We start from the raw sequence: 20750 nt of genomic DNA on the forward strand, positions 1-20750 counted from the left end.
TTCCCTATATGCATAGGGATAAACCGGTGTTCGAAACCACTTTAATGCCCCGGTTTACGTGTTCCCTATATGCATAGGGATAAACCGCTGTGGGGAAATCGCACTGCGTGTTTTCCTGAGTGTTCCCTATATGCATAGGGATAAACCGTGCGGCATTGAATTACCAGACGGTCAATTAACGTGTTCCCTATATGCATAGGGATAAACCGCACAATATAAACTGATGATTGCTAAAGCTAATGTGTTCCCTATATGCATAGGGATAAACCGCCATCGGTTTTAATACCGGCAGCATTTAGAGCGTGTTCCCTATATGCATAGGGATAAACCGTGAAGAAAAACGCGTTATAGATGAGTTCGAGGGTGTTCCCTATATGCATAGGGATAAACCGAGTAGGTGGAGTATCAACCAGTGCGCACACACGTGTTCCCTATATGCATAGGGATAAACCGCCTCGATCGAGCAAGTAAAAAAATAGACGAGTATTCTCTATAAGTAGCGATAAACGGTTTGTATATGAATCGCAGTGGTTAACTTCAAAGCGTTCCATTTAAATAAGGATTTACCAGAAGGGATTGCGTACAGCATCCCTTCTTTAATAGGTTTAAGAATAAAAGATAGATTACGCCATTATAAAAAGTTCGGAAACTTATCCTTTAGGAAACAGTTAAAATTAGCTGTTCACCCTTATTTTTTTACCTTAAGCAATCTTAAAGCATTGGCTGTAACAATCGCTGTGGTACCCGAATCAGCTAATACTGCAAGCCAAAGCCCAGTAATACCAAATAAACTAGTAATTAAAAATACCAACTTAATTCCTAAGGCAATTGTAATATTTTGTTTGATATTACGATTAGCGAAGCGAGTTAAACGTATTAATTTAGGTAAGCTTAATAAACTATTTTTGGTTAAAGCGGCATCGGCTGTTTCAAGTGCAACATCCGTACCACTACCCATAGCAATACCGACAGTTGCAGCCTTCATAGCAGGGGAATCATTAATTCCATCACCAATCATCGCAATAGACGTATGTTGACCTATTTTTTCGATTTCTGCTAACTTATCTGCTGGCAACAACTCAGCACGATAATCTATGCCTAATTGTCCTGCAATTGCTTTTGCTGCACGTTGATTGTCGCCGGTTAACATCAATGTTTGTAAACCAAGTTGCTTAAGCTCAGTTATAGCAGCTAAAGCATCACTTCGTAGCACATCTTGCAAAGCAATAATCCCCAACAACTGCTGATGGGTTGTAACCACCACAACGGTCTTACCACCATTTTCGAGTTGAGTGATAGTTTCAGCATCTTTAGCACTTATAGCCGTTGATACGGTTTCAATCTTATTAGGAGATACAATAAAGTAAATTTGTTGATCTAATTCACCTTGAATCCCAACGCCAGCAATCGCCTTACGATTTTGGGCTTCTTCAAAATGGATCTGTTTTTGCTTAACATAATCAACTAAAGCCTTAGCTAAAGGATGGTGTGATCCACTTTCAATCGAGGCAACAATTGTTAACAACTCCTCGCTAGAACAATGAAGATTAATGACATCAGTTACCTGTGGCTTACCCTCAGTTAATGTTCCTGTCTTATCAAATGCCACCATCTTAATTGAGCCAATATGCTCAAGTGCTGCACCGCCCTTAATCAGCACCCCATGTTTGGCTGCGGTTGACAAAGCCGACGTAATAACAGCGGGGGTAGATATCACTAATGCACAAGGACAACCAATTAACAACAACGTCAATCCTCGATAAATCCAAGTATACCAATCGGCACCCGTCAACAATGGTGGAATTATTACCACCAAAAACGCAAATAGCGTAATTGCTGGAGTATAATAACGACTAAACTTATCGATAAAACGCTCAATAGGCGCTTTACGATCTTCGGCATCCTCAATCAATTGCAAAATCCGATCAACGGCATTTTGTCCTGATTCCGAAATTACCTTGAGTTGAATAGTATTATCCACCACTAATGACCCAGCTAAAATTTTATCACCACTTAAATAATTAACTGGAATCGACTCACCTGTTAATGCGCTCTCATCAATGCTGGCTTGTTCGCTAACCAAAATAACATCAGCAGGTAATCGTCCACCAGATGAAATTTCAATAATATCATTAGGTTTTAACGTATGGCTGGCAACTGTTTTTCTTTTACCATCAATAATAATCACCGTTTCATCAGGCATCAATTCTACTAGTGACGAAATTCCTTTTTTCGCCTTACTCGTTGCAAAGCCCTCGAGCATCTCACCGATCATAAATAAAAAGATCACCATGGTAGCTTCTTCCGCTGCTCTAATAAACAGCGCACCAAGAGCGGATATACTCATTAACGACTCAATTGCAAATGGAGTGCCACTACGGGTTAAAACAATCGCCTCCTTCAAAATGGGGATAATTCCAACAATAGCCGTCACAATAAAGGCATATTCGCCAGCTGTATGATTCACCAACAAAATAAGATAACTTACTACAATTAAAGTACCTAAAACGGCTAACGGAATAAATGCTTTTTTATCAAAATTATGTGAATGTTCGTGGTGATGGGATTGGTTAGCTGATGCCTCAAAAATCGGGGTATAACCCAATTCTACGACTTTATCTTCAATCATCTTTATTACCGCATCATCATGCTTTGGAACAAAAACGATTAACTTTTCGGTTGAAAAAATAATTTTGGTTTGATTAATATTGGGCAGTGTCTTAACACCGTTTTCGATTTTACTTGCGCAATGTGCACAATCCATACCTTGAATTTTCCAAGTTAATTTAACGCCTTGACAACTCCGCTCAGGCTCTTCGGGAGGATCTTCAATCTCATGTCCATGTCCATGATTATGTCCATCACAAGATACTGTTGGACTTTCGTTATGAGAATCATGCATATGATTATGTGCAATATTATGACAATCTCCATGACAATGGTCGTGATTATCGTGATGGGATTGCGTAGATTTGTTATTATATAACATAACGTTACCTCTATTTGTGGATGATTTTTATTGTACGCTCAAAAAAACAAAAAGAAATATTTTTAACCCACTTTTCTAAAAAAAGTTGAGGAGCGGGGTTTTTGGGGTTCAAAATTGTGCTTTGCAATTTTTTCTCAAATAAATAATTCTGCTTTAAACTGTGGCGTTTTTTAGTAGCTGTTTTTTGCATCAAAAAAAGTTGAGGAGTGGGGTTTTTGAGGTTATAAATTACGTTTAAACTTTATTAAATGATCCAAATCGCTAATTTTAAAAACCAGAATAAATTAATAGGATCATTAATTACATTTTTAAAGATTTGTAATTTAAATATATTTAATTAAAACAATATGTAATAATTTGACGCTTAGATCCTTTTTAGATCATCTTTACGTAGGTTTACATAATTGAGTGAAAAAAAGTGTTGCATCGTGTTTTTCCAATCACTATACTTTTTTAACAATTTTAGCAAAGAAGCTAAAATTTGATAAAAAAGTACAAAAGTGCAAATAAATCAAAAAATTACTTGACAGGGTAGTCTAAAATGCATTATAATTTTCAACAGGCAACAGGCAACAGGCAACATGGCCAACCTATAATTTAAATTCGTCTAAGTCCAGCTCCCAACTTAAATTTTTCACTGAAACTTATTTTTCCACTCAATCAAGTGAAATTCTGCGAATTTTCGCGCGATCGTTTTCCGGATCCTTTTTTAGATCCTTCCATTTTGCCCAATTATCCCAGCAGATTATTTTTTTCGTGGCGATTTTTCTTTCTTTTTCGAGTAACGCATTAACTTCACAGACAACTAGGAATGCGATACAGGGTAGTGCGCCGTATTTGACTTTCGACGGTGGTCGTACTCGTGTGGTTAATACTAACGATCTGCTTGGGATTACTTTATCTAATGGCTCAAGATACGCACCTTCAAACAATACTTCATCTTCTTCAAGACCAATTGAGTTGCCTACTGCCGGTGAGAGTTTTGCTGATATTGGTATGCTGGTTCCCACTGATACTAATTCAGTCGCTTTAAGTTCTCTTATCGGTCCTCCTTATAATTATTGGGGGGATGATGATGGTGATTCTGGTGTTACAGCTACAGGTTCTTTAAGTTTATCTATCGTTGATAAATACAATCAAGCTGTATCACGTAGTAGTGTGCTAACAGTTTGTAACGCACCTTATCGTGTTACATTATCCAGTACTGACGGCACATTATCTACTCGTTACGGAGTTCCTAATCGTAGTAATTTCAGTGCCAGTATTGTGACTTATTACATTAATCCTAAGGTTACACCTGTAGTTTGTTTTGCCAGACCTAATACGGTGTTCGCTTCAGGTCCTTATGCTGGGCCGGCCTCGATGTGGGACCCTTATGATGGTTTTATTCCTCAGTCAACTGGCCCATCCTCTTACGGTAGAAACTTTCCTACTACTGGTGCTAACAATCTGTACTTTGATTTACTCATTGGTGGTGTTAATCAACCTTTGTATTGGTCTCTTGTTTCTCGTGGTGGTATCACTGCTACCATGACTAATTCTACTGCTACAAGCGTACGCGTTACTTTAATTGGTCCTTACGCTACTACATCCCAGCATAGTTCATCTAGTCCTGGCAGTGTTTCTACTCCTTCTCTGCCTCAGACATTCGAGTTGGTTGGTCGTGACAATAATGGTAATCCAGTTATTAAATATGGTTTTACTTTGAAGCAGTGGTTTGTTCATCGTGGTGCGAAGAGGGACAATTATTCTAATATTTTATCTTGGTGTGATAGTATTGGTTATCGTCTTGTTAAGGTAAAGGATTTAACCAACGCTTCTCTTTCATCTAGTGTAGTTATCCCTGGCGCCACTCCTTCCTCACCTGGTAATCATATTATGCGTCATATAGGTTCTGGCTTTTTTACGGAGTGGGGCACTATGCCCCAGTATTCTGGTGCTGGCTTCCTCGATGGTTATTACTTGACTAGCGACCAGTATAATAGTGGTCACCAGTTTAGCGTGCGTACAATCTACGGTGATGCGAGGTCGAGCAACAACGACTACGGGCTTTGTGCCTATCCTTAGTATTTATTTCTTCGACCTTAATTCTTAGGGTAGGGTGGGGAAAGATAATATTAAGTTACTAAAAGTAAGCTGACTCTCAATGTTGCTGAGCTATAAAAAAGCGATTTTGTGGCTTAGCGACGCTTCAATTACCCGCTTCGGCGGGTTTATTTTTTTAGGTATTTTATCTTAAAAAAAGTTAAGAAAAGGGTTTTTTGGGGTTCTAAATTCTGCTTTGCAATGTTGCCTCAAGTAAATAATTCCGCTTTAAACTGTGGCGTTTTTCAGTAACCGTTTTTACATCAAAAAAAGTTGAGGAGCGGGGTTTTTGAGGTTCTAAATTTTATTAAAAAAATTATTAGAATATCAAAATTACTAAATTTCTTATTCAAAGCTCTAGAATAAAATTTTCAAGGATCAATAAGCTTAATTTTAAAAAATTGTAATGATGATATATTCAATTAAAACAGCATATAACCGGTTATTTTTTAGATCCTTTTCAGATCCTCTTTACGAAAATTAACGTAATTGAGTGAAAAAAAAGTGTTGCATCGTGTTTTTCCAATCACTATACTTTTTACACGGTTTTAGTTAAGTGACCAGAAATTGAGTATTAAGTATAAAATTCCAAATAAATCAGAAAATTACTTGACAGGATTGTCGAAAATGTTTTATAATTTCCAACAGGCAACAGGCAACAGGCAACTTGGCCAACCTCTAATTTAAATTCGTCTAATTTCAGCTTCCAACGTTCATTTTATACCGAGATTTATTTTTCCACGCAATTATGTGGAATTCTGCGAATTATCGCGCGATCCGCTTTTCGATCCTCTTATTTTTTTAAATTATCTTGGTGGGTTTTTTTAGGTTCGGTTATTTTACATCCTTTTTCTAGCTTCGCATTAACTTCACAGACTACAAAAAATCCGATTCAAGGTAGCGCGCCTTATTTAACCTTTGATGGTGGTCGTACTCGTGCTGTTGATACTAATGCTCTGCTTGGGATTACGTTATCTAATGGTGTTAAATACACGCCTTCAACTAATACTTCCTTTACAACGCCAATCGTGTTGCCTGTTGCAGGTCAAAGTTTTGCTGATATTGGTATGTTGGTTCCAGCTTATACTAATTCAGTTGCTTTAAATTCTCTAATCGGTCCGCCTTATAATTATTGGGGAGATGATGATGGAGATACTGACGTTACCGCTACTGGTAGTTTAAGTTTATCTATCGTTGATAAATATAATCAGCCCGTCACACGTCATACTGTTCCAGATATTTGTAAGGCGCCTTATCAGGTTAAATTAACCAGCACTGACGGTACATTGAGTACTCGTTATGGCGTTCCAAGGAGTCGTAGTTTCAGCGCAAGTAATGTTACTTATTATATCAATCCACAAGCAAGGGCTGTGGTTTGTTTTGCTAGACCTAATTTAAAGTATTTTTTAATTAATGAACGTGATTATTCTAATGAAGTCCGTGGTCCTGCTTCTATTTGGAATGAAAATAAGGGCTTTTTAACTCAATCAACTAATCCGTCATCTTATGGTTTAAATTTTCCGACTACTGGCGCTAACAATTTGTATTTTGACTTAGACATTGCTGGTAGTAATGAGGCTTTATCTTGGGCTCCTGTTTCACATGAAGGCATCACTGCTACTATGACAAATTCATCAAGAACAGGTGTTCGAGTTACATTAACACGTTACGGTTTAAATAGTCTATTTAGACCATCTTTACCCCAGACTTTTGAATTAGTTGGTCGTGACGGTCGTGGTAATGAAGTTGTTAAGTATGGTTTTGTGTTAAAGCAGTGGTTCTATACCTATGATAAACGTTATACTTATGATAAAGCATTATCTGGCTGTAGTGACCTACGTTTACGTTTAGCTACGGTTAAAGATTTAACTAATGCCTCTTGTAATGGGTTAAATGTTAATAGTGAATGTATAAGAGCAGTCGGCGCAATACCTTCATCACCGAATAATTACTTTCAGCGTATAATTGGCGCAGGATTCTTTAGTGAGTGGGGCACAATGGGCCTATATTCTAAAGCTAATTTTGGATTCGATGACTACTGGACTAGTGAGGAAAAAGGGCATATGTTACCGGGAAAAAGCCGTAAATATACTGTTAATCCAAGAAATGGCTCGGTAGGTGCTTCTCTATTTTCATCGAATTACTTTACAGGTCTGATGGTTTGTGTCTGGCCTTAGCCTTTTTATTTTTTGAACGAGGGAATAAGTGCTAGGAACTATAGTGTTAAAAAGTATAGCTTACTTGAAGAGTCAACGATGAAATGCGATTTTGTAGAGATGCTTGAATTACTTGATATGTGGATTAAATTCTAGACGTTTTAAAAAAAAAGTTGAGGAGCGTGGTTTTTTAAGCCTTAAATCTACCATTTATTATTACATTTATAGTATTAATGTTGATGGATTGTTTAAAAAGCCTTTATTTAAATACGCCTATATTCCCACTAATTTTAGGGGTATAATTGATGCACTTAATTTCATGGTAAATCGGCTTTTATGACTTCTTCATTCCTTCGAAAATCGGGTGTTGTTTTTGGTGCTTTTTTAGTAGCAACCTTTATTATTGGGGTGGCTGGTGCTTTGCAATCACCTACTTTAAGTCGTTTTTTATCGTTTGAAGTTGGCGCTGACCCTCGCTTAGTGGGGGCGTTTTATTCGATTAATGCGTTAGCCAGTATTATTGGTAGTTATCTGTTAGCTAAGTATTCAGACAATAAGGGTGATAGGCGTAAGATTGTTATTTTTTGTTGTTTGATGGGGTTGGCAAATAGTCTGACTTTTGCCTTTTCACGCAACTATTATGTCTTAATTACTTTGGGCGTATTTTTTGCTGCATTAGCGTCCGCCGCGATGCCACAGATTTTTGCTATGGCGCGTGAGTATGCAGAAAAGAGTGGACGTAATGCGGTTGCCTTTAATTCTCTGATTCGTGCACAGTTGTCATTAGCGTGGGTGATTGGCCCCCCATTATCTTTTGCTTTGGCGATCAAGTACGGTTTTACCATCATGTATTTGTGTGCAATGTCGATGTTTATTATTTCGATGATTGTGGTAGCAATCTATTTACCACCCATTGAAAAAAAGGTTATCAGTTCGTTTACTGCTAATGAGTTAGCGGTGGCAAACCAATCAATTTTTACTAATCGTAATGTCATGTGTTTGCTAATTTCTACCATTTTTATGTGGACCGCTAATATGATGTATATCATCGATATGCCGATTTATGTAGAAACGGTTCTGCACTTATCTGATTCATTACCTGGTGGGTTGATGGGGTTAGCGGCAGGGATTGAAATTCCTATTATGATTATTGCGGGTTATTTGGTCCCCGTGTTAGGTAAGCGAAATCTATTTTTTATCGCTATAATTTGCGGAATTTTGTTTTATGTTGGGATGATTCTTTTTAAAGATTCAACCATGTTATATGTGTTGCAACTTTTTAACGGGCTGTTTATTGGGATTGTTGCTAACATTGGTATTATCTATTTCCAAGATTTGCTACCAACTCGTATGGGCGTGGCTTCAACGCTATTTAATAATGGTATTATTTGCAGTGTCATTTTAGCTGGTATCATTCAAGGTTTTGTTTCACAAGCTTACGGGCATGAAGTGATTTATTGGATTGGTTTAGTGATGGTGACGATTTCGTTTTTATTCTGTGCTTTAGTGAAGAAATAATTTATTTACGTCTTCCTGAGTGATTTAGGAAGACGTATAGACAATATCTAAGTATTATACTTTAAACGTTGCTTTTATTTTTTGATATAACGAGTAATTAGTACGTTCATAATTTAACGGTGTAATAGCAATATAACCATCATTAGCTGCATCAAGCTCTTTGTCGATATCAACCTTTACACTTTGGTTACGTTTAGCTCTAAACCAAAAGTAGTCATGACCTTCTGGATCTTGAGTTTCTGCAATAACAAATTGGCTTACATCCGGCTCGCCCTGTTTTGTGATTTTTATCCCTTTTATTTGATCGGCTTGGCAATTAGGGAAGTTGATATTGAAGCAAGTCTTATCTGAAAGGGGGTAGAGTTGTCTGATTATCGATTCAGCAAGATGAGTTGAACAGTGCCAATTGGTTGGTGTGTTATCTTCACTGCTGACTTGACTTAGCGCCATGGCTGGCACGCCTAGCGTCATTGCCATCATTGCTGCCCCCACTGTGCCCGATAATATTGTTTCAAATCCCAAATTAGATCCATTATTAATTCCTGACAGCACGAGATCGGGTAATTGATTAGCCATTAGTGATTTTATGGCAAATAGTGAGCAGTCAGCAGGGGTGCCGTAGACTGCGTATTCTGTATTACTACGTTTTTGAACGCGAAATGGCGACTTTAAACTAACTGAACAAGAAACGCCACTTTGATCAACAACAGGTGCGACAATCCAAACTTCGTTTGCTATGTTTTCAGCCACGCTTTTTAAAATCTGAATTCCAGGGGCATCAATGCCATCATCATTGACTAAAAGTACTCGGTTGACTAATTTTTTTGACATATTGGTTCCTTTTTTATATTTCCTTATTGAATAAATGTATTGCACTGATCCATCGACCCACTGTCATAACCACGTTTAAACCATGTATAGCGTTGTTTTGATGTACCATGAGTAAAGCTATCAGGAACAATATAACCATTATTTTGTTGTAGGCGATCATCGCCAATTGCTTGCACAGTATTGAGGGCTTGCTCAATATCACCCGCGTCTAAAATATTTTTCACGCCATTGCCCCATAATCCCGCATAACAGTCAGCTTGTAATTCAAGTTTGACCGACAATTGGTTACGGATTAGTGTAGATTGATTTTGCGATAATTGTTCAACTTTATTAAATGTGCCAAGTAAATTCTGTACATGGTGCCCAACTTCGTGTGCAATAACATAACCTTGTGCAAAGTCACCTCCGCCACCTAGGCGTCTTTTCATCTCTTGATAAAATGATAAGTCAAGATAAACCGTTTTATCGAGATTGCAATAGAATGGTCCCATCATGGCTTGCCCGGTGCCACACATGGTTTGGGTTGCTCCGTTATAGAGTACAAGTTTAGGGGGAATATAGGTTTTGCCTAGTTTTTGGAATTGTTCGCGCCAGAAATCTTCGGTACTTGCTAATATTACTGAAGTAAATTTATCTGCATCGTTAGGTTGGGTGTTGTCAATCTGGCTTGTTGATGTGGAATCATCCAAATCAATCACATTGCTGTCGAGCAAACCAGTTAAATCAACGCCATAGTAGCCTGCCACTAATACAACAACAAATAAAACAATTTTACCTTTACCACCAATTGGGATGCGTGTCCCAATATCACTTCCTGATTGTGAGCGGCGATCTTCAATGTTATCACTCTCTCTTTGGTCTCTCCATCTCATAGGGAATACCTCATCAGTTTTGGTAACATCATTCTAAAGGATAATAGATGAGGTTACTAGCACTACTCATCATAAAAAGAGGATGTGATAAATGGGTTATTTTTGCTTTTTTTAGGTATATAATTCTTACCTATATCGCATCAATTGAATAAGTAAAATTGGTGTGATTAAATTTAAAACCTCATCTGACTCGCATAATTTGATTTAGTTTATCTTTGGCATGGTAGCCGGTTATTTATTTTTATATTAATGAATTTTAAAGGCGGTACTTCATGGCGCAATCGAATAATAAACCTTTGGATATTGATGATATCCCTATCATTAATGACAATCAGCTAAAAAAAGCCACTTGGGCATCGGCGTTTAGTAATGCTATTGAGTGGTATGATTTTGGGGTATACAGTTTTGTGGCGTATATTATTGGGCAGGTGTTTTTTCCTCATGTTTCACCTAGCGTGCAGATTATTGCTGCGTTATCGACTTTTTCTATTCCTTTTTTTGTTCGCCCTTTAGGGGGGATTATTTTTGGTTTAATTGGTGACAATATTGGTCGCCAAAAAGTGCTATCTATCACTTTAGTGATAATGTCGTTAAGCACATTTTGTATTGGGTTGATTCCAACTTACGAAACGATTGGTATTACTTCGCCTGTGTTGCTGTTGATTGTTAAATTAGCCCAAGGGTTTTCAATCGGTGGGGAATACTCTGGCTCAGCAACGGTAGTTGCCGAATATTCGCCCGATCGTAAACGTGGTTTTATTGGTGGTTGGCTTGATTTTGGTTCAATGGTGGGTTTTATAATTGGTGCAGGGCTAGTGGTGTTTTTATCAATGTTACTCAGTCAATCGGCGCTATTTAGTTGGGGCTGGCGAATTCCGTTTTTAATAGCCTTACCGCTTGGGATCATTAGCTTTATCCTACATCATATTTCAGAAGAGACACCAACTTTCCAACAACACCTTGAAGCCAGAGAGTCGCAAGATAAGGCTGAATTAACACTAAAAAAAGTTGTCGGTAAATATTGGCAGCATATTTTAATTTGTGCGGGATTGGTTATTGTAACAAATGTCTCGTTTTATCTATTGCTAACTTATATGCCGAGCTATTTAGCGCATAATTTGAATTATGATACTGAACAAGGTTTGCTTATTATTATTGCGATTATGGTCGGTATGTTAATTATTCAACCTATTATCGGGTTATTAAGTGACAAGGTGGGTCGTAGGCCTTTCATTTTAATCGGAAGTATAGGTTTATTGCTATTATCTTATCCTGCATTTATGTTAATTAATAGCCAGCAAATACCTTTGGTTTTTTTAGGCGTATTCATTTTGGCCCTGTTTATCAACTGTTTTACTGGGATCATTACCTCAATATTACCCGCAATGTTTCCAACTAATATTCGCTATAGTGCTATTGCAAGCATTTTCAATGTTGCCATTATTATTGCCGGGGTAACACCAACATTTGTGGCATGGCTTGTTGAATCAACTGGTAATTTATATATGCCCGCTTACAATTTAATGTTAGCAGGATTCATTGGTGTGATTACTGGGCTTGCTATGCATGAAACAGCAAATAAACCTTTACACGGCACTAATCCAACCGCCGCCAATCGAGACGAAGCGCAATCACTTCTATCTGAACATTTTGATTCGATTGAAGAGGAAGTTGAAGATATTGATGAGCAGCTCGAGGAGCTACAAAATAAGCGACAAGAACTTGTCGATCAACATCCTAAATTGGATTAGTTAACTTTTTCCATCGCCTAAAATTAGTTTATAAAAGTTGAGGAAAGGGTGCTAAAGCTATTAAGCGCCCAACGTTTTACTCACTATTGGCTAAAATTGTTTAATATAAAATTATATTTTATACTGGATCGATTTTTTTACTTAGTAACGGCAAAGGAATGTTTAAAGTCACTTTTGAGCAATTTATTTATTTAAGGATTGTGGAATTAATCTTCGTATTGTTTTTTATAATGATTAATATACTCAATACTTTTGATGCCTATTTAAAAAAAAGAGAAAGTCAAAAGCGAAAGACGCCGAAAAAAATATTCAAAACCGATGTTCCATTAATTAAGTCTGTACAAGAATTTAAAAAATTAAAAAAGAGTAAATGTCGCAAATTTAGTTTTATGTGGAATTGTTTTTATCGGATAAAGGATTTTTTTAGAAAAAAAAGTTGAGGAGTGGGGTTTTTGGAATATTAAAATCGCTCATTTTTATATCTTTTCTAATATCAATCTGTGGTTATTTGATATAATTTTTTATACTAAACAAGTCTATTTTAACTGCCTATTCATCGTCTTTTCCTAAGCGTTTAGTTAAATTTTAATATAAAAACAGTAACTTCTTCGTCAGCAAAATAGGTCAATTATATTTTTGCTTTTTTTGATTATTTTTAGCTTTTTGTGTCAGTTTTGATATTTTGCGCTATAAAGTTTTATACCCTCTTTTCAATAGATTATATTGGTTATAATATATCCAAAATTGGTTGAGTTTACTTATAATAATTCAAGGAAGGGAACATAATATGGTTGCAAATAGTACATCAGATCTGGTTGCAAAATTAAAAAATATTGTTGGTGATAAATATACCTTAACTGATCCAAATCGGACTTTACCTTATCGCCAAGGTGCACGTTTTGGGGTGGGGGATGCATTAGCTGTCGTTATTCCCGGTACGCTTTTAGAACAGTGGGAAGTTTTAAAAGCTTGTGTTGAGGCGGATGTGATTGTCATTACACAGTCTGCCAATACGGGGTTAACTGGTGGTTCTACTCCTGATGGTAATGATTATGACCGGCCAATAGTTATTGTTAGTACTCGACGATTAGATGGGATTCAAGTGATTGAAAATGGTGATCAGGTGGTCTGTTTACCGGGTAGTACGTTATTCCATTTAGAAAAAGAGTTAAAAAAATATCACCGTGGTCCTCATTCTGTAATTGGTTCGTCTTGTATTGGTGCTTCGGTTTTAGGTGGCGTTTGCAACAATTCCGGCGGTGCTTTGATTCAACGTGGTCCTGCTTATACGCAAATGGCGGTATTTGCCCAGTTGGATGAGCAAGGTCAGCTACATTTAGTCAACCATTTAGGAATTGAATTGGGTGACACACCAGAAGCAATTTTAGAAAATTTACAAAAACGTGCTTATACCGATAACGATGTTAACCCTAATGCTGGTTTAGGCCATGATCACCATTATTGTGATCATGTACGACAAATCGATGCTGATACACCCGCTCGATATAATGCCGATCCAAGTCGTCATTATGAAGCGTCAGGTAGTGCTGGTCGTTTGATGGTTTTTGCGGTGCGGTTAGATACTTTTCCTTTAGAAGAAAAGACCGCGGTATTTTACATTGGAACTAATGATACCAGCGAGCTAGATGATATTCGTCGTCATATTTTAGGAACTTTTAAGCATCTGCCAATTTCAGGTGAATATATTCATCGTGATGCATTTGATATTGCTGCGGTATATGGCAAACATCTATTTTTAGCTATTCAGAAATTGGGTACCGATACGATCCCTCGTTTGTATGCGTTTAAGAATGTTGTCGATCGTATTGTGAGAAAAATCCCTTTCTTCCCTAACAGTTTTTCTGATTGGTTTGCGGTGAATGTGTGTAAGTTGTTACCTAAGCATTTGCCAAAATCGATGCGTGATTATCGTGATCGCTATGAGCATCATCTTATTTTGAAAATGTCTGATGACGGCATTGCCGAAGCTGAGGAATATTTGAAGGAGTATTTTGCAAATAGTGAGAAACGTAGTGGTAGTTATTTCCGTTGTAATGATAAGGAAGCTGAGGCTGCTATGTTACACCGCTTTGCAACAGCGGGTGCTGCTACGGTTTATCGTAATGTTCATACTAAGACTGTCGAGGATTTGGTCGCTCTAGATATTGCTTTGCGTCGTAATGATAAGGAGTGGTTCGAAACGTTACCAGAAAGTATTAGTCAGCATTTTATTCATAAGCTGTATTATGGACACTTTTTCTGTTCAGTGTTCCATCAAGACTATTTGGCTAAAAAAGGGACTGACTGTACTAAGATGAAAGAGGAGATGTTGGCGATACTTGATCAGCGTGGAGCACAATATCCGGCCGAACATAATGTTGGTCATTTGTATCATGCTAATTCTGATTTGAAAAATTTCTATCATGAGTTAGATCCAACTAATAGCTTTAATCCGGGTATTGGTAAAACATCTAAAAAGAAATTTTGGAAATGATTTAGAAACTAAACTGAACATTAAAACCGCCATTATTGAATTAATGGCGGTTTTTTTATTTAGAGTAATTTTTTTAGTTGATAGATTGCTTCTAACGCTTGTTTTGGCGTTAATGCATCAGGATCGAGCTGTTGTAGAGCTAGCTCGATTTCTGATGGCTCAGTATCACTGATCAAGGTCAGTTGTGAGCTTTCAATATGGCTGTCAGCTGTTGAGAGAACTTCTAGCTCTTTTAGCTTCTGTTTGGCTCGTTTTAATATCGTTTTAGGCACACCGGCTAATCCTGCCACAGCTATACCAAAACTTTTGCTCGCTGCACCTTCAGATACTTCATGAATGAAAGCGACAGTATTGTCGTGTTCAATCGCGTCAAAATGGATGTTGTAGACACCTTGTATCTGTTGAGGTAGTTGGGTTAGCTCAAAATAGTGGGTTGCAAATAGTGTCATCGCTTTGATTTCGTTAGCCAAATTTTCAGCACACGCCCAAGCTAATGAGAGACCATCATAGGTTGATGTTCCTCGGCCAATTTCGTCCATTAAAACTAAGCTATTTGGTGTAGCGTTATGCATAATGTTGGCGGTTTCGGTCATTTCAACCATAAATGTCGAACGCCCAGATGCTAAATCGTCAGATGCGCCAATACGGGTAAAGATACGATCAACAGGGCCTATTATTGCTTTCGAAGCTGGGACAAAGCTACCAATGTAAGCAAGTAAGACGATCAACGCTGCTTGGCGCATGTAGGTGCTTTTTCCGCCCATATTAGGGCCAGTGATAATTAGCATTCTTCTATCTGATGATAGTGAGAGTGAGTTGGCGATAAATGGCTTTTGTAATACTTGCTCGATCACAACGTGCCGCCCATCTTTGATTTCAATACCCGGTTTGTTGGTTAATGTTGGGCATTGGTAGTTGAGCGTTAGGGATCGTTCAGCAAGATTAGTCAGTACATCAAGCTCGGCAATGGCATCCGCGCTGGTTTGCATATTAGCTAATTCTGGCATAAGTAGGTCGAACAGTTGTTCATAAAGCTGTTTCTCTAGTGCTAATGCACGACCTTTAGACGTTAAGACTTTGTCTTCGTACTCTTTTAACTCAGGAATGATGTAGCGTTCAACATTTTTAAGTGTTTGTCTTCGTGTGTAGTGTATTGGCGCTAGGTGGCTTTGACCTCGGCTAATTTGGATGTAGTAACCATGTACCGCATTAAAACCTACTTTTAAGGTGTCAATTCCTAAGGTTTCACGTTCTCGAATTTCAAGTTGTTCTAAGTAGTTAGTTGCACCATCTGCTAAATTGCGTAGTTCATCTAATTCTTGATGATAACCAGCCGCAATTACGCCTCCGTCTCGAATAATAACGGGTGGGGCTTCGACTATTGCACGATTTAAGATATCAGCAATTTGGTCAAACTGGTTAATTTTGGCGCGTAATGCAATTAGTGATGGCGCGTTGAATTCGGATAGCTGTTGTTGAAGCGTTGGCAATAGGTTATAGGCATCGCGTAGGCGAGCGAAATCTCGCGGGCGAGCACTTCTCAATGCTAATCTTGCTAAAATTCGTTCAAGATCACCAATCTGTTTTAATAGCGGTTGTAGGTCGGTGATATGGTTTTGCAGTTCTTGAATTGCTAGCTGTCGGTTTTGTAATATTGCTAGATTACGGATTGGCGAATGCAGCCAGCGTTTAAGCATTCGACTACCCATTGCAGTTTGGGTTTTATCTAAGATATCAGCTACAGTATGTTCTGTTCCACCTGATAGGTTTTCGGTAATTTCTAAGTTTCTGCGAGTGGATGCATCGAGCACGACAAAATCAACTGGCGATTCTTTAACTATTGAGCGAATATGTGGCATGGCTGTGCGTTGAGTATCTTTTACGTATTGTAATAAACAGCCTGCTGCACATAATGCATAATGGCACTCTTCTACCCCATATCCAATTAAATCATTAGTTCCAAATTGTAAATTGAGTTGTTGTTTGGCGGTTTCGAGATCGAAGTCCCAAATTGGTCGCCGTCTTAATCCGTGACGATTTTCAATTAGGTTCATTGATTGAAAATCTTCTGGGTAGAGTAACTCAACTGGGTTAGTTCGCTGTAATTCTGCTTGGATAGCTTCTGGATTATCGCATTCAAATACAAAAAAACGGCCTGAACTTATGTCTAAAGTGGCGTAACCAAAGTGCTCTTTTTGTTGCCATATGCACGCGAGTAAGTTGTCTTTACGATCTTCTAATAGTGATTCATCACTCACTGTGCCTGGTGTAACAATTCGAACAATTTTACGTTCAACGGGTCCTTTGCTGGTTGCAGGATCACCTATTTGCTCACAAATTGCTACTGATTCGCCTAGCGATATAAGTTTAGCTAAGTAGCTTTCAACTGCATGATAAGGCACGCCAGCCATAGGAATTGGCTGTCCATTTGATGAGCCTCGTTTAGTCAGCGATATATCTAAGAGTTGCGAACCACGTTTGGCATCATCATAAAACATCTCATAAAAATCACCCATTCGATAAAACAGTAAAATATCCGGATTTTCAGCTTTCAATTTTAGGTATTGTCGCATCATTGGTGTGTGGTCGGTGAGGTTGTCGTATTCGGTCATATTATTAATTCTTTTTATCTAAACTCAGGCGATTATTATTTCTAACCTTTCTTACTTTGTTATTCAATCTTCGATTTTACTTTTAAAGTAAATAAGGTAACTGGCTTAAAAATATTAAAATTTGGTTTAACTTATTATTCTGTTCGATATTGTATATTGTTTGGTGATTGTATCATTTTATATGATGTAATGAAAATGAGTCGAATTTTTGTAAATAATTAAAACGATGAGTGAAGTAGGATTTAAGACAATGATTATATTTCATTTATCAACTTTTTAAGTTATTCGATATTATCGCTTTTGAGCTTGAAGTGAGTTTAAGTCATTATCAATAAAATGAGTGTTAGTGCATTATCATCCTTGATTTAAAATAAGTTTATATTGAAAATAAAATTAGCTTTTTGATTTATAATATGCCTATTTAGGCTGGCTATCATCGGGTGATAATTAAGATGGTTTTCTGTTAAATTTATTCTTACCAATTATTTTAATTCAGCTTGAATAAACCACAAAAATTTGGTAGTTTATTGCCAATTATTTTATCATTTAACACAAATAAAGAAGGTAATTGTTATGACAATCAAAGTAGGTATTAATGGTTTTGGCCGTATCGGTCGTATTGTTTTCCGTGCTGCACAAAAACGTTCTGACATCGAAATTGTTGCAATCAACGATTTATTAGACGTTGATTATATGGCTTATATGCTTAAATATGATTCAACTCACGGTCGTTTTGACGGTACTGTTGAAGTTAAAGACGGTAAATTAATCGTTAATGGTAAAACAATCCGCGTTACTGCTGAAAGAGATCCTGCGAACTTAAAATGGAATGAAGTAGGTGTTGATGTTGTAGCTGAAGCAACTGGTTTATTCTTAACTGATGAAACTGCTCGTAAACATATCCAAGCTGGTGCTAAAAAAGTTGTTTTAACTGGTCCTTCAAAAGATAGCACACCAATGTTTGTAATGGGTGTTAATGATAAAGATTATGCTGGTCAAGATATCGTTTCTAACGCATCTTGTACTACTAACTGTTTAGCGCCTTTAGCTAAAGTAGTTAATGATAACTTCGGTATCGTTGAAGCGTTAATGACTACAGTTCACGCAACTACAGCAACTCAAAAAACTGTTGATGGTCCTTCTCATAAAGACTGGCGTGGTGGTCGTGGTGCTGCTCAAAACATCATCCCTTCATCAACTGGTGCTGCTAAAGCTGTAGGTAAAGTTATCCCTGAATTAAATGGTAAATTAACTGGTATGGCTTTCCGCGTTCCAACTCCAGACGTTTCTGTTGTTGACTTAACTGCACGTTTAGCTAAACCAGCTAAATACGAAGATATCTGTAAAGTTATCAAAGCAGCAGCTGAAGGTCCTATGAAAGGCGTTCTTGGTTATACTGAAGATGACGTTGTGTCTACAGATTTCTTAGGTGAAGTTTGTACTTCTGTATTTGATGCTAAGGCAGGTATCCAATTAAGCGATAACTTTGTTAAATTAGTATCTTGGTACGATAATGAAGTTGGTTATTCAAACAAAGTATTAGACTTAATCGCAGTTGTTTCTAAAAAATAAGAAGCATTGTAATTGATAAAAAAAGCGACCTTGAGTCGCTTTTTTTATTTCTGCTAAGAATGATTATTCGTAAGCATAAAAAACGCCTATTTGAAAAAATAGGCGTTTTACTTTTATTATTTAATTAAAATTTAATTAGATAACAACAACTTCAGCCGCTGCTGGTCCACGAGGGCTATCTTGGATCGCAAATTCGACTTGTTGTCCTTCAGCTAAGGTTTTAAAGCCGTCGCCTGAGATTGCAGAGAAGTGTACAAATACATCTTTGCTTCCATCGGCTGGGGTAATAAAACCAAAACCTTTACTTTCATTGAACCATTTTACTTGGCCTGTTTTTTTATTCATTTACTAGACATCCTAACAATAATTAATAATTTGCCTTATCGGCTGTTTAGGCTTAACAAAACATTGTTTACATCAACTCAAAAACTAATCTAACCAGTTTACCACTAAATTAAAAAGTTAATCGTTTCCATAAAAATGCTTCTTTTGTTCACCCACGACTATTACCTCATAAATCATAATCGAAAGCAAGAGTTTCATGACATTTTTTTCATCTTAGGATGAAGTTTTTTATATGATTTTTTGATAATTGATCGTTTTTTGATCTATAGCAAATTACTGATATTATAACTACTTGAAGTTATTTCGAAAGTCAAAAAAAGTCTAAAAATGCGAGTCATAAAAATTTTTCTTTATGACTCGGTAAAGCGATTACTTTTTTGTAAAGAAGGGTTTATTTTGCACGTTCAAATGATTCGATAATTTCTTTTCGAGCTGCTTCTGCGTTATCCCAACCTTCAACTTTTACCCATTTACCTTTTTCAAGGGCTTTGTATTGTTCAAAGAAGTGTTTGATTTGAGATTTTAATAATTCAGGTAAGTCATCTACATCTTTAATATGATCGTATTCTTTTGATAGTTTAGTGTGTGGTACTGCAACTAATTTAGCATCAGAACCCGCCTCATCAGTCATTTTTAATACACCAACTGGACGGCAACGAATTACTGAACCTGGTTGTAATGGGTATGGTGTTGGGACTAATACGTCAACAGGATCTCCATCTAGTGATAAAGTGTGGTTGATATAACCATAGTTACATGGATAGAACATTGCTGTTGCCATAAAACGATCGACAAATACTGCACCAGTGTCTTTATCAACTTCATATTTAATTGGGTCAGCATTCGCTGGGATTTCGATTACAACATAGATGTCGTCTGGTAATTCTTTACCTGCTGGTACATTTAATAGTCCCATTTTTGTGTCCTCTATCTTTTATTTGTTAATTGTGTTTAATGATAAATATAAAGCGAACATTATAAAAATTTACTCTGTTTCGCTCAAATCTTTTAGATATTGAAAAATTTGTCTGGCTGTTTTTGGGGTTTTGTTTGCAGAGAGTTCTTTTTTGGCTAAACGCGCTAGTGTGCGTAGTTGCTGTCTATCTGCGGAAGGGAAAAGCCCCATTATTGATTCTGCATCACCCGTTTCTATAAGTTCGTCACGCAATTTTTCTAATCGATGAAATAGGGCGACTTGTTGGTTATGGCGATTTTTAAGTTTATCCAAAGCTAATGTTATAGGTTCAATATCACGACTTCGAAGTAGTTTACCAATGTATTGGATTTGCCTACGATAGCCTTCTTTTTTTATTTTTTGCGCTAATTCAATCGCATAAAGTAGATCTTCATCAAGGGGAATTTTAGCAATTTCATTTTTGCTTAAGTTGACAAGTTCGACACCTAACTTTTTAAGTGCTTCAGCATCACGTTTGATTTCACTTTTACTGACGTAAATAATGTCATCGTCTTGAGGATCAATGTTGAAGTCAGGTTCTAAATTTGGCTCTTGATTGTTATTCATGCT

At 37.1% G+C, this 20750-nt stretch carries 13 protein-coding genes and 1 CRISPR repeat array (1 of these 14 cut by a window edge); of the genes, 6 read left to right on the forward strand and 7 right to left on the reverse strand.

The window, feature by feature from the left end; translation table 11 throughout:
- A CRISPR array of direct repeats spans positions 1–453; the repeat unit is 29 nt; unit sequence GTGTTCCCTATATGCATAGGGATAAACCG; it begins 64 nt to the left of the window's first position.
- Between the two features lie 235 nt (positions 454–688).
- Positions 689–2989: a zinc/cadmium/mercury/lead-transporting ATPase gene (locus J3T98_RS07275; RefSeq protein WP_267362501.1), complete on the reverse strand. Its 2301-nt coding sequence runs from the start codon at positions 2987–2989 to the stop codon at positions 689–691.
- Positions 2990–3745: 756 nt separating this feature from the next.
- On the opposite strand from J3T98_RS07275, the gene J3T98_RS07280 reads away from it, so the two are divergent.
- The 3 genes from J3T98_RS07280 to J3T98_RS07290 all read left to right on the forward strand — a co-directional run bounded on the left by J3T98_RS07280 (position 3746) and on the right by J3T98_RS07290 (position 8748).
- On the forward strand, positions 3746–5056 hold the full coding sequence (locus tag J3T98_RS07280) for a hypothetical protein (RefSeq protein WP_267362502.1): 1311 nt from the start codon (positions 3746–3748) through the stop codon (positions 5054–5056).
- A gap of 1046 nt (positions 5057–6102) precedes the next feature.
- A complete protein-coding gene (locus tag J3T98_RS07285) occupies positions 6103–7251 on the forward strand; it encodes a hypothetical protein (RefSeq protein ID WP_267362503.1) in 1149 nt (382 codons plus the stop codon).
- A gap of 315 nt (positions 7252–7566) precedes the next feature.
- Positions 7567–8748 (forward strand): MFS transporter, encoded by a 1182-nt coding sequence (locus tag J3T98_RS07290; RefSeq protein ID WP_267330644.1) that lies wholly within the window; start codon positions 7567–7569, stop codon positions 8746–8748.
- Positions 8749–8802: 54 nt separating this feature from the next.
- On the opposite strand, the gene surE is transcribed toward J3T98_RS07290, so the two are convergent.
- Entirely contained in the window at positions 8803–9579 is a 777-nt protein-coding gene (gene surE / locus J3T98_RS07295; protein ID WP_065563154.1) for a 5'/3'-nucleotidase SurE, read from the reverse strand.
- 23 nt (positions 9580–9602) lie between these two features.
- Positions 9603–10451, reverse strand: a complete 849-nt coding sequence (locus tag J3T98_RS07300) for a neutral zinc metallopeptidase (RefSeq protein WP_267331696.1) — start codon at positions 10449–10451, stop codon at positions 9603–9605.
- Between the two features lie 272 nt (positions 10452–10723).
- On the opposite strand from J3T98_RS07300, the gene proP reads away from it, so the two are divergent.
- Complete coding sequence (gene proP, locus J3T98_RS07305; protein WP_267362504.1) at positions 10724–12202, forward strand: glycine betaine/L-proline transporter ProP; 1479 nt, start codon at positions 10724–10726, stop codon at positions 12200–12202.
- A 787-nt stretch (positions 12203–12989) separates the two neighbouring features.
- Positions 12990–14696 (forward strand): D-lactate dehydrogenase, encoded by a 1707-nt coding sequence (gene dld, locus J3T98_RS07310; protein WP_267362505.1) that lies wholly within the window; start codon positions 12990–12992, stop codon positions 14694–14696.
- Between the two features lie 59 nt (positions 14697–14755).
- On the opposite strand, the gene mutS is transcribed toward dld, so the two are convergent.
- On the reverse strand, positions 14756–17308 hold the full coding sequence (gene mutS, locus J3T98_RS07315) for a DNA mismatch repair protein MutS (protein WP_267362506.1): 2553 nt from the start codon (positions 17306–17308) through the stop codon (positions 14756–14758).
- 573 nt (positions 17309–17881) lie between these two features.
- Here mutS and gapA point away from each other — a divergent pair.
- Positions 17882–18880: a glyceraldehyde-3-phosphate dehydrogenase gene (gene gapA, locus J3T98_RS07320; RefSeq protein WP_065563148.1), complete on the forward strand. Its 999-nt coding sequence runs from the start codon at positions 17882–17884 to the stop codon at positions 18878–18880.
- Between the two features lie 135 nt (positions 18881–19015).
- Here the strand turns inward: gapA and J3T98_RS07325 are convergent, their stop codons facing one another.
- The 3 genes from J3T98_RS07325 to yjgA all read right to left on the reverse strand — a co-directional run bounded on the left by J3T98_RS07325 (position 19016) and on the right by yjgA (position 20747).
- Positions 19016–19225, reverse strand: coding sequence for a cold shock domain-containing protein (locus tag J3T98_RS07325; protein WP_025315032.1), 210 nt, complete (start codon positions 19223–19225; stop codon positions 19016–19018).
- A 391-nt stretch (positions 19226–19616) separates the two neighbouring features.
- Complete coding sequence (gene ppa / locus J3T98_RS07330; RefSeq protein WP_065563147.1) at positions 19617–20141, reverse strand: inorganic diphosphatase; 525 nt, start codon at positions 20139–20141, stop codon at positions 19617–19619.
- A 69-nt stretch (positions 20142–20210) separates the two neighbouring features.
- Positions 20211–20747 (reverse strand): ribosome biogenesis factor YjgA, encoded by a 537-nt coding sequence (yjgA, locus tag J3T98_RS07335; RefSeq protein WP_065563146.1) that lies wholly within the window; start codon positions 20745–20747, stop codon positions 20211–20213.
- Between the last annotated feature and the right edge of the window lie 3 nt (positions 20748–20750).

The sequence above is a fragment of the Gilliamella sp. B2772 genome (assembly GCF_026536985.1).
Taxonomy (GTDB): Bacteria; Pseudomonadota; Gammaproteobacteria; order Enterobacterales; family Orbaceae; genus Gilliamella; species Gilliamella apicola_E.